We start from the raw sequence: 11,135 nt of genomic DNA on the forward strand, positions 1-11,135 counted from the left end.
GCCCCGGGATCGGTCTCGGCGACGCCGACGGGTCGAGATGCAATTATAAGCCGCTGGCCGGTACAGTCTTTTCTATGCAGGCTGACAGACACACCGACCGAACCGTCATCGTAACCGGCGCGGCCAGCGGGATCGGTCGCGGTATCGCACATCGATTCGGCGAGGAGGGCGCGAACGTCGTCGTCGCCGACCGACGTCGAGAACCGAAACAGGGCGACCGCTACGACACCGACGCGACAGTTCCGACGGCCGAGCGGATTAGCGAGGAGACGCCCGGCGACGGCACCTTCGTCGAGACGGACGTCTCCGATCCGGCGAGCGTCGAGGCGATGGTCGAGACGGCAGTCGAGACCTACGGTGGCGTGGACGTGCTCGTCAACAACGCGGGGATTCAGGTCATTGGCGACTCACAGACCACCGACATCGATGATTGGCACCGCTCGCTCGACGTGGATCTAAGCGGCGTCTTCTACTGTTCGAAGTACGCGATCCCGCATCTCAAAGAACGCAGCGGACAACTCATCAACATCGGCTCAGTCCGCGGCTACGAGGGGGGCGGCGGCCCCTCATACGCCGCCGCGAAAGGCGGCGTCATAAACCTCACCAGGGATCTGGCGAAGGAACTCGGCCCGGACGACGTTCGTGTCAACTGCATCAACCCTGGCTACGTCGAGACGCCTCTGCAGGATTACCTGACCGAGGAGGATATCGAGAAATCACGCGAGCACACGCTTCTTCCTCGCTTCGGAACGCCGGAGGATATCGGCGACGTTGCGGTGTTTCTCGCAAGCGATGAGGCGTCGTTTATGACTGGCGTGAACGTTCCCGTCGACGGCGGCTGGTTGGCCCACAGCGGACTGTAACCGTCATTGTGCGTTGATTATACGTTGAGGATAACTGACTGTGACTATGAGTTGACTATGAGCGTGTGATGCCGGTGTCTCTCTCCGGCGGTCAGAACACGCCGTATTCGTCGTAGGCGTCGAGTGGAGCCGTTCCGGAGCGAACAGCCTCGCGAACCTCGTCTTCCGTCTCGGCCAATTCTTCTGCTTCTTCAAGCACCGCCAGTCGAATTTCTTTCGGGACGACGGCAACGCCGTCCTCATCACCGACGACGATGTCACCCGCATTGATTTCGATGCCGCCGACGACCGCCTGCTCGCCCCACTCGAGGATCTCCCACCGGGGGACGGCATCGGCCGGCGTCCGATATCGAGAAAACACCGGGAAGTCCTCCGAGAGGATATACGAGACGTCACGAACGCCGCCGTCGAGAACGGCACCGCGGACCGCTCGGGATTTGAGCGCGACGACTGACAGTTCTCCGAGGTGGGCAGCGTCACCCGTGTCATTCGTTTGGTAGGTGACGACGGCGTGTTCCGGTGCCTCGCCGAGCATCCGAAGGATCTTCCGCATGTTCTCCTCGGGGTCGACGCTCCGGTTCGGCCGCCCAACGACGGGATAGGCCACACCTGCGGTCGTCATTCCGTCCCTGAGCGGCGTTATCTCGGGCCGGAGAGTTTGGTCCACCAGTCCCCTGTCGTCGAGTACATCGACGACTGCTCCGGGGTAGAGGGATTCATAGCGCACACTCAACTCCTCGGCTGACGGGTCGTTCATAACGGCCCTTCCGAGGGGGAGAACATAATGGTACGGTCTCTCGCAGAGCAACTGTGGATACGAACCGCTACTTGCCGGCACGGTTCACGGTACAATTTTATGCTATCCAGTCTAACGTCACGCACATGTCAGAATCGCTATTTCGTAATCCCATCTGGCTCCGACAGCACGTCAGAGACGTGCTTTCGTTTTACTATCCTGCCATTCTTGACACCCACTACGGCGGCTATGTCGCCCAGTTGGACGAACAGGACGGTCACGTCTACGATGCACGGACGAAACACCTCGTTGCGACCGCTCGTGCCGTTCACAACTTCAGCGTCGGCGTCATGCTCGACGGGCCGGTGTGGTGTTTGCCGGCCGCAGAACGGGGGCTCACCTTTCTCAAAAACGGCCACTGGGACGATACACACGAGGGATACGACTGGATCTTGGAGGGACGAGACACCGTCGACGCCACGAGGCACTGCTATGGGCACGCCTTCGTCGTTCTGGCCGGGGCACGCGCCCACCAGGCTGGCATCGACGGCGGACGAGAAACCCTCGAACGGGCGTTCGAGGTCATCGACGAGCGGTTTTGGGAGGAATCGAATGGTCTATGTGCGGACGAAGCGACCGCCGACTGGAGCGAACTGTCGTCGTATCGCGGGCTGAACGCAAATATGCACACCTGTGAGGCACTGCTCGCGGCCTACGAAGCGACCGGCGAAGACCGGTACCTCGATCGGGCCGGCGTCATCGCTTCGACCGTGACCCGTGATCTCGCCGAGTCGGAAACGTGTCACATCTGGGAACACTTCACCGAAGATTGGGACCCCGATTTCGAGTACAATCGCGAGGAACCGGCTCACCAGTTCCGGCCGTGGGGCTATCAGCCGGGCCACCACGCCGAGTGGGCGAAACTCCTGCTCGTCCTCCACGAACACGACCCGGAATCATGGCACGTCCCACGGGCGACAGAGCTGTTTGAGACGGCCGTCGACATCGGCTGGGATGACGACCACGGTGGTCTTTACTACACGGTCGACCGTGACGGGGAGCCCGTCGTCGCCGATAAGTATGGTTGGGCGCACTCCGAAGGGATCGGTGCCGCCGCGCTACTAGCCCAACACGACGACGCGTACGTGGAGTGGTACGACCGATTGTGGGAGTACGCAGACGCCCACTTTCTCAACCCGCGCCATGGAAACTGGTACGGGCGGCTGTCGAGGGATCACGAGCGCGACGGGCCGAATCACGGCGTCGCCGTCGAGCCGGGATACCACCCGCTCAACAACGCCTGGGTGGCATTGGAGGCATTCGGTGAGTGAAGGGAGCCGGAGTCGGTGTCGGATCCGGTGTCGATGTCGGCGTCGGTGTCGGCGTCGGTGTCAGCGTCGGCGTCGGCGTCGGCGCCGGAGCTATTCGGCTGGGTGCGTTTCGAGTGTGACGGTCGACCGTTGCGTCTCGCCCGGTGTGAGCGCCTCCGCGGTTCCGTTCTCGACTGCGTGTTCCAGTCCGGCGTTCGGAATCGACGTACAGGGCTCAAGGCCGACGTTGTAGTTCCGCCCGAAGAAGGGAGCTTCCTCGAACCCACCCAGCGGTTGCCAGTACCACAAGTAATTGTACAGCGTTTCGGGAAACGAGACCGTCACGCCAAGATCGAGATCCGGATTCGATACCGTATAGCGTCCGTCCGTGAGGTCGGCCAGTGCGACGAGGTCGTGAACGCGCTCGCTCCGGGGCGGGAACTGCCGAAGGTCGACCGGCCCGTCGTCGGTCTCACAAATCGGCCACTCGTACGTCTCTCCGGGCGGAAGTCGTGCAGTCTCCGTGGTCTGATCCGGGTCGACGAGAACCGTTTCACAGGGAACCTCCAGCGTGGCTTCCGGCGCGACGAGCGGTTCGCCAAGCGCGATGTGTTGGAGCCACGAGTACGGGACGGTCACCGCACCATCGTTCGTTACTGTCTCGGTGATCGCCAGCTCAGAACGCCCCGCGGTCAGCGAAATTTCGCGTTCGATCGTGAACGGATATCGGGTGAGTGACGCCGTGAATTCGACTGTGACTTCGGCCTCCGTGTCGGTCGTAATATCCGTCTCCCACGGGATCAGACTGGATTCACCGTGGAGTGCGAGCGGAGCGCCTGCCGCGGTCGTCGGGTCACCGGCGGCCGGAAGGACGGTTTGCCAGCCGCCAGGGTAGTAATCAAGAAACGAAAAGGCACCATCGGGCGCACCCACCGGTCCGTTCGCGGGCACCCGCCACTCGTGAGGCGCTTCGAAGAGGACGTTCGTATCCGTTCGTTTGTCGGTGATCTCCGTGATGTCGCTGCCTTTTCCGGCGAGAATTTCGACGCGCAGGTGGTCGTTTTCGAGGAACACCACGTCGATCCCGCGGCGCTTGTACTCGTCCGTGACGGTACAGACCATATCGACGGTTCGACGCCGACCGGCATATATTCCCCCTCCCGAGACTGGCTGGCTACTGGAACTGCGGCGCGATCTCGTCGCCGAACAGTTCCATTCCTCGCGTGTCGGGGAAATCGAGGAACATCAGTTGGAGACGGTCGAACCCGAGGTCGCGGATATGCTCGATCTGCGTGGCCACTTGCGATGGCGTGCCGATGAGCATGCTCCCTTTCTCACGGGCGTCGGCGGCGTCCTGGAGATTCTCGTTCATGTCGGATTCCTCGCCCCACGGCAGTGGGAATATCTTCTCGACGGCCTCTTCGACGGCGGCTTCGTCGTTCCGAACCAAGACGTGAGCGAGCCAGGACCGCCGCACGTTATCGGGATCGCGACCTTCGTTTTCCAGGTACTCCTCGAATTTCCTGACTTTGAACTCGATAGGCTTTCCGCGCGCTCGGGCACTGATCTCGACGTTCCACTCGTCTGCGTGCCGGGCGATCAGCCTGAGCATCCGCGGGCCGGCCCCGCCGATAACGATGGGTGGATGGGGATCACTGACCGGCTTCGGATTGTTCAGTGCCGCGTCGATCTGGAAGTGGTCACCTTCGTAGGTCGGTTCCTCCTCCGTGAACATCGATTTCACGACGTGGATCCCCTCTTCAAGCATATCGATCCGCGTTCCGATGTCCGGAAAGTCGAATCCGTAGGCCCGATGTTCTTCCTCGTGCCAACCAGCACCGAGACCCAACTTCAATCGTCCCTCGGAGAGGATATCGACGGTCGTCGCCATCTTTGCCAGTAATGCGGGGTTTCGATAGGTGATCGAACCGACGAGCGGGCCGATGTCGACATCGTCCGTTCGCTCTGCAAGCGCGCTGAGAAGCGTCCAGACCTCGTACTCTTCGGCTTTCGGCCCGAGCATGAAGTGATCCGGTGCCCAGAGTCCTTCAAGCCCTGTCTCGACGGCGGTGTCTACACCCTGGAGGATCGTGTCCCGTTCGACGTGTTCGAGCATCGGTGTGTCCCGGTGAACGCCCGCTCCGGCGTAACACTGGACCATCCAATCAAACTGCATGTATGCGTCGTGGTACCGGGGTGAGTAATCGTTTTGGGTTCGCCAATCCGTTGACTGTCACTCGCGGTGCGCGTGATTTTATTACTGTCTCGGTTCTCGACTCTACCATGTCCGCCCCAGCAAAGGACACCGAACGATATTTCGAGCAGATCGAAACAGGAGAGACGTTCACCGTAGCGGACGCCCGGACGATAACCGAGGCGGATATCGTCAACTTCGCGGGGATATCCAGTGATTTTCATCCGCTGCATATGAGCGAGGCTGCGGCTGCCGAATCCGACTTTGGCGAACGGATCGCCCACGGTAATCTCGTGTTCTCCGTCGCGGAGGCGGTGATCGCCGATATGAACCCGCGGTCGTTTTCCTACGGCTACGACTCGCTCCGGTTCATCAATCCCGTCCCCATCGGAACCACGATAACCGTCACTCGAGAGGTGATCGAGGCCGAGGAGTACAACGACTCACTCGGTCGCGTCGTTTACAAATACGAAGTCGAAGACCAAGACGGGACGATGCTCCTGGCGTGTGAGCATATCACGCTCGTCGAACGGCAAGCATCGGAGTGACCCGACCGCTACCAGAGTTTTGCGGGGACGGGTGAGTACCTCCTACCTGGAGAGAGTGCACTCCGGACGGTTACTCATTCGGGGTCTGCAAAGCGCGTCGTGGACTCAGGACTAGGGACCATCCTCACGGATCGAACGGCGTCAGCCGTGAGCGAGTAGGGTAGGGTAGAGTAGGGTGGTTCATCTTCACCTGCGGAAGACGTCACTCGGTCGTATCGACCGGCTTGACGTAGGTAACCGGACAGGGAGAATCGAGCAGGACGCTCTGTGAGACGCTTCCAAACACCGCCTTGCCGACGGGCGATCGTCCGCGACTGGAGACGACGACGCGGTCCGCCTCCCGCTCCTCGGCGGTTCGGATGATCTTCTCGCTGACGTCCCCGACCAACCCTCGCACATCGTAGCCGACGCCGTGTTCGTCGAATACGTCTTCGAAGTATTGGACCGACTCGTGGCGGTCCAAGATCACGTCGACGTCTTCTTCGGTCGCCTTCGGATAATCGAGTTCCTCGGCGATCTCACTGAACTGCTCGCCGGTAAAAACGTGTGTGAGAACCACCGTTGCGCCCGTCGGTTTTGCGACTTGTAACACTGCGCGGGCGAGGTCATCGAGCCGGTCGTCGTCACGCGGTCCGATCGCCAGTACGATCGTGTCGAATGAGAGATCCATCAACGACGACTACTCGGGGACGTGAAAAAATACCACCGGTCAGCGAGGGGGAGGGATGAAACGGCAGTTCTAACGGGGCGGTCTCTCTTTCTGCGAGGATATCACTCGTCCGTCGATTCGAACCGCCAGATGCGATCCATGAACGGGATTCCTGACTCCGGATCGGCGTCAGCGTCGACACCCTCACGTTTGAACTGACCAGTGTATCGCTCCCACTCGGCCACGTCCTCGTCACCGTCGACGGCCTCGAGGTACGCATCGAGGTCCTCACACTCGAGGATGCACACGGCGATATCGTCCCGAACGTATAGTTCGAACTTCTCGACGCCGCCGCGCTCCATCGCGTCCGTCACCGCTTCGGGCACATCGTCGTGCGCGTCGACGTATTCCTCGCGCTGGTCTGGTTCGAGTCGCTGAAGGTATACGGCGCGTTCCGTCTCGTCGGACATACACAATCGCACTCCTGGAACGCGTATGAGTGTTTGGACGACGAGTCGGTGCTGTCGGAGCGGACGTAGGGTGAAATTCGGTCACCAGCCCGACGATCCCCACGAGGATCACTGCGCGGTGATCCCCGAACCGTCGCCACCGTCGAGGCGAGGACCCCGCGTTAGAGGGTGATCGCTGACCGGAACTCCGGTCTCCCGGTCACTCCGAGATCGACGGTGTAGAGGCTTCCGGCCCCCTCACCTTCGGTTTCTCGGGTCTCAACGCAGGCAGTCGTAACGTATGCGGTGTCGTAGTCGTCACCGCCGAACGTCACCGACGAGACCTTTTGCGGGGAAAAACGAACCGTTTGCTCTCGGGTCCCATCGGGTGCGAATCGGATCAGCGCGTTTCCGTCCCAGAACGCGGACCAGACGTGACCCTCGCTATCGACGGTCATGCCATCCGGATAGCCCTCGATGTCGCTGGCGTCGAGACAGACGGTGCGATTTGAGATCGAACCGGTCGCGCGCTCGTAGTCGTACCGGTAGATGTAGCCGGGGGAGTCGGGATCGACGGTGCCGGTATCGGTGAAGTAAAACCCGGACAGATCCGGCGTGAACCCCATTCCGTTTGGGAGGACACAGTCGCCGAGGTGGTCGAACGATCCGTCGGTATCAAGACGGTATAGTTGGCCCGGGCGGTCTCGGTCGAGATCTGGCATTACGCCCGCGAAGACGCGTCCCTCGGGATCGGCGATCACGTCGTTAAACCGCTCGTGGAACCGCTCGGGAGCTGGTTCGACGACGGTTTCGACGGTTCCGTCGTGTTGATCGAGTCGGCGAACCGCGCCAGCCTCCTGAAACAGGAGCAACGAGCCGTCGGTCTGGATCGTGAATCCGCCGATTCGTTCGTCCGGATCCTCGTAGACGAGTTCGTGCACCGCTGTCGCGGGCTCGTAGCGATATATCCGTCCGTTCGGGATATCACTCCAGTAGAGTCGTTGCTCGTCCGGGTGCCACAGCGGTCCCTCGCCGGTCTCGCAAGTGATGTCGACAGCGATCGTTGGGTCTGGTTCGCTCATCGTCGGAGTATCGATGCTTTAGAAGTTAATTGTGGGTGTCAAACGCACTGCCGGTGTAAAACGAGGAGGCGCTCAGTCGTCGCTGCGGAGTCCCTCTCTGAACGTCCCCGTCGTCATCAGGTCGTTGAGCGGTTCCAAGCTCGTCTCCTCCGGGTCGAGAATGTCGACGAGCTGTCCTTGATACAGGACGCCGATACGGTCGGCCAGTTCGAGGACGGATTCGATGTTGTGGCTGACGATAATGATCGTGATACCCTGTTCCCTCGAGAGTTGTTCGATCGTATCCTGGACGAGCCGCGTTGCATCGACGGAGAGCGCGCTCGTTGGCTCATCAAGGATGATCACATCCGGATCGAACGCGAGCGCACGTCCGATCGCAACGAGTTGGCGCTGGCCGCCCGAGAGGAACTCGACTTCGGTGTTGATATCCACGTCTCGATCGAGCGTCTCCATCATGATCTCCTCGGAGCGTTCGAACGTCTCCTCCCAGTCGATGTATTTGAGCGGACCGACCCCTTTCTTGGGGAACTGACCCATGAAGATGTTCGTCGCGATGTCCAGATCGTCCATCAGCGCCAGATCCTGATACACCGTCTCGATACCCTTCTCGCGGGCATCCGACGGGTTCGAGAAATGGACCTCCTCGCCGTCGACGTAAATCTGTCCGGAGGTAGGCGAGTGAACGCCGCTGAGGACGTTCATCAGAGTCGACTTCCCTGCCCCATTGTCGCCGATCAGCGCAAAGATCTCCTCGGACTCGATGTCGATCGTGACGTCATCAAGGGCGGTGATTCGGCCGAACTGCTTGACGATGTTTTCGGCGCGGATCTTCGGCGTTCCCTGGATTTCCTCGACGGTATTGGGCGCTTGGGACCTCTGTTCGGCGGACGCGCTGTCGTCAACGTCGCCGGACGCGCTGTCGTCGACGCTCATACCGCACCACTCGCGAGGATGCGAGATCGGATCTTGCTTTGCGTGCTATACAGCAGGATCGCAACCAGAAGGACGAAGCCGTTTATCATCTGAATCTCCGTTGCACCGACTGCCGGACTATTGTTCAGTGCCGACTGGATGAGTTGAATCAACATTACACCGCCGAGCGCACCGGTGATCCTCCCGCGCCCGCCGAAGAGACTGATTCCGCCGATGACGGCACCGGCAAAGGCCTGAAACACGAGGCCCTCGCCGATGAGCGGCGGCACGACGCCGACGAAGCCGGTGAGCATCAGCCCAGCGATCGCCGAGAGTACGCCGCTGATCGTGTAGATGATAATAATAAGGCGGTTCGTGTTGATCCCGACCTCGCGTGCGGATTTTTCGGAGCTACCAAGTGCATACACTGCCTGTCCGAACACCGTATATTGCATCACGAGGCCGAACAGGAGGAAGGCCACAAGCAGCACACCGATCGCGAAGTTCGGCGTGCCGCCGACAGCGAGGTACGTCATCGGAAGGCCGGTCACGGGCTGCGTTTGCATCGCCGTCTTCGCGCCCTGGAAGATGATGAGGAATGCGAGCGTCTGCAGGAAGGGGTTCAGCCCGACCTTGGCGATCATCACGCCGTTCATCAGACCGATGAGCGCGCCCACGGTGAGGATGATCCCGAATCCGAGCCATGGACTCGTCGTGAGACCCCAGCAACTCGGACACGTTCCCAGAAGCATTCCCGTGAACATCGCCGAAAAGCCCGCGATCGATCCGATCGAGAGATCGAAGTGTCCCGAGAGCAAACAGAGACTCTCCGCCAGGACGAGCAGTCCGAGCGGAACCGCTGCCCAGAGCAGCAACTGGACCGATCGGAGGTTCCGGAGCGTCTGCGGGACGAAAATGAAGACGCCCAGAATAACGATAAGTAGGATCGGCCAGATCATGTTATCTAACAGCGTCAATACGACATCGTCGGTGTCGCCGAGATTTCGGCGGATAAACCCTTCTTCGGCAGCCATAATGTGATACTAATATGGTAAGTGCTGTAAACGGTTGTAAAACTACGCTTAGCCCCAGACGTTACCCCAGAGATATGGCTCGTCGTAGTTCTCTTCCGTGATCACGATGCTGTTGGTTCGGAACCACGGGTGACCGTTCTGCTCGCGCATGATACCCGGCTCCCAGATCGGTTCGGACCACATGTCAACGCCTTTGTGTTGTCCGGGTTCGATGGTCAGATCGTCCGCTGTTACTTCGGAACCGACATCGGGAATGACACTGTCGTCGTTTCCGGCCTCGACGTACTTTTTCATGTACTTCATCGCGATGGGGTTATAGAAGTAGTTGGGCTGGTCGACGGCCGCGTCGATCACGCCCTCCCCGACCAGGGGATTCACTTCGGGGCTCCCGTCCATCTGTGTGAGGATGATGTGGCCTTCTTCCCCTTTCGGAACCTCCAGATCGAGATTTCGAAGCGCCTGTACGACACCCAGACCCATCGAAAGGTTTCCGGAGTAAATCCCGTCGACGACGTCGTTCGCGTTGATCCACTCTTGAACCGTCGACTGGGCCACATCACGCGCGTACTCGCCGTTGAGCGTCTCGACGACTTCGACTCTATCGTTTTCGCTCATCACGTCGAGGAAGCCTTGCGAGCGCTGATTCGCAGACTGGTTGCCCTGGACCCCACGCACGTTCAGGACACGCCAGGTGTCCTTATCGGGATACTGTTCTTCGAGGGCTGTAATCATCTCCTCTGCTGAGCTCGCACCGCCGTCGTAGTTACTGAACCCGACGTATAACGGGACTTCCGAGCTGGCCGTGTCGGCGTTCGTCGCGAACACCGGCGTACCTTGGTCCATCGCTGAATTGATTGCACCCTCTGCAGCGCCCGTTGACCAGACGCCCACGAGAATCGCGTCGTGGTCGCCGTTGGTGAAGTCCCGGATGTCCTGGACTTGTTTTTGTGCGCTTTGCTGATTGGGCCGGACTTCGAGTTCAATACCGAGGTCCTCGGCATAATACTCGGCAGCCTCGATGTAGGCCGTGATCCAGGACCCACCACGAACGTACGCTGACATCCCGACTTTTTCCAGCGTGTTGTCGCCGTCGCCAGCGATATCGCCGAGGCCATTACAGCCGGCGAGAGCCGTCGCGGAAACTGTAGCTCCTGCGGCTTTCAGAAACGATCGTCTGTTATTATTTATCATACAAGTGTTTCATGGGGTACTCCTTTATATAAAAGTTGTTGAACTGAGTCAGGTGTGTCTAGGTACGCGTGAAAAACGAGGGGGAGTGATTTCTTGCTTCTCATGCCCAATACCGCCAGATTTCGGGGAGTAAGTATCCGGATTGATTCTGTGTTTCGGGGTTGATT

Annotated in this window: 12 protein-coding genes; 3 read left to right on the plus strand and 9 right to left on the minus strand. The window is 60.0% G+C overall.

The annotated features are described in order from the left end of the window. The first annotated feature begins 74 nt into the window (after positions 1 to 74). On the plus strand, positions 75 to 863 hold the full coding sequence (locus ACERIT_RS14295; protein WP_373675538.1) for an SDR family NAD(P)-dependent oxidoreductase: 789 nt from the start codon (positions 75 to 77) through the stop codon (positions 861 to 863). 91 nt (positions 864 to 954) lie between these two features. On the opposite strand, the gene ACERIT_RS14300 is transcribed toward ACERIT_RS14295, so the two are convergent. Beyond that, on the minus strand, positions 955 to 1,620 hold the full coding sequence (locus ACERIT_RS14300; protein WP_373675539.1) for an RraA family protein: 666 nt from the start codon (positions 1,618 to 1,620) through the stop codon (positions 955 to 957). Between the two features lie 125 nt (positions 1,621 to 1,745). On the opposite strand from ACERIT_RS14300, the gene ACERIT_RS14305 reads away from it, so the two are divergent. Next, positions 1,746 to 2,930, plus strand: a complete 1,185-nt coding sequence (locus tag ACERIT_RS14305) for an AGE family epimerase/isomerase (RefSeq protein ID WP_373675540.1) — start codon at positions 1,746 to 1,748, stop codon at positions 2,928 to 2,930. A gap of 90 nt (positions 2,931 to 3,020) precedes the next feature. On the opposite strand, the gene ACERIT_RS14310 is transcribed toward ACERIT_RS14305, so the two are convergent. Both ACERIT_RS14310 and ACERIT_RS14315 read right to left on the minus strand, forming a co-directional pair. Continuing rightward, on the minus strand, positions 3,021 to 4,031 hold the full coding sequence (locus ACERIT_RS14310; RefSeq protein ID WP_373675541.1) for an aldose 1-epimerase: 1,011 nt from the start codon (positions 4,029 to 4,031) through the stop codon (positions 3,021 to 3,023). 52 nt (positions 4,032 to 4,083) lie between these two features. Then, positions 4,084 to 5,085, minus strand: coding sequence for an LLM class flavin-dependent oxidoreductase (locus tag ACERIT_RS14315; RefSeq protein WP_373675542.1), 1,002 nt, complete (start codon positions 5,083 to 5,085; stop codon positions 4,084 to 4,086). Positions 5,086 to 5,192: 107 nt separating this feature from the next. Between ACERIT_RS14315 and ACERIT_RS14320 the strand changes: the two genes are divergently transcribed. After that, positions 5,193 to 5,651 carry a MaoC family dehydratase gene (locus ACERIT_RS14320; protein WP_373675543.1) on the plus strand — a complete coding sequence of 153 codons (459 nt, stop codon included), beginning with the start codon at positions 5,193 to 5,195 and terminating at the stop codon, positions 5,649 to 5,651. A 202-nt stretch (positions 5,652 to 5,853) separates the two neighbouring features. Here the strand turns inward: ACERIT_RS14320 and ACERIT_RS14325 are convergent, their stop codons facing one another. From ACERIT_RS14325 to ACERIT_RS14350, 6 genes are all read right to left on the minus strand, one after another. After that, the gene (locus ACERIT_RS14325; RefSeq protein WP_373675544.1) at positions 5,854 to 6,321 is read right to left on the minus strand and encodes a universal stress protein; all 468 of its coding nucleotides are present in this window, start codon (positions 6,319 to 6,321) and stop codon (positions 5,854 to 5,856) included. Positions 6,322 to 6,422: 101 nt separating this feature from the next. Beyond that, positions 6,423 to 6,770: an L-rhamnose mutarotase gene (locus ACERIT_RS14330; protein WP_373675545.1), complete on the minus strand. Its 348-nt coding sequence runs from the start codon at positions 6,768 to 6,770 to the stop codon at positions 6,423 to 6,425. A gap of 161 nt (positions 6,771 to 6,931) precedes the next feature. Then, the gene (locus ACERIT_RS14335) at positions 6,932 to 7,831 is read right to left on the minus strand and encodes an SMP-30/gluconolactonase/LRE family protein (RefSeq protein WP_373675546.1); all 900 of its coding nucleotides are present in this window, start codon (positions 7,829 to 7,831) and stop codon (positions 6,932 to 6,934) included. A gap of 72 nt (positions 7,832 to 7,903) precedes the next feature. Further along, entirely contained in the window at positions 7,904 to 8,764 is an 861-nt protein-coding gene (locus ACERIT_RS14340; protein WP_373675547.1) for an ATP-binding cassette domain-containing protein, read from the minus strand. Beyond that, positions 8,761 to 9,777, minus strand: a complete 1,017-nt coding sequence (locus ACERIT_RS14345; protein WP_373675548.1) for an ABC transporter permease — start codon at positions 9,775 to 9,777, stop codon at positions 8,761 to 8,763. Before ACERIT_RS14345 ends, ACERIT_RS14340 begins: the two co-directional genes overlap by 4 nt. Positions 9,778 to 9,825: 48 nt before the next feature. After that, on the minus strand, positions 9,826 to 10,968 hold the full coding sequence (locus tag ACERIT_RS14350; RefSeq protein WP_373675549.1) for a sugar ABC transporter substrate-binding protein: 1,143 nt from the start codon (positions 10,966 to 10,968) through the stop codon (positions 9,826 to 9,828). Positions 10,969 to 11,135: the final 167 nt, after the last annotated feature.

Source organism: Halopenitus sp. H-Gu1 (genome assembly GCF_041821145.1).
GTDB lineage: Archaea > Halobacteriota > Halobacteria > Halobacteriales > Haloferacaceae > Halopenitus.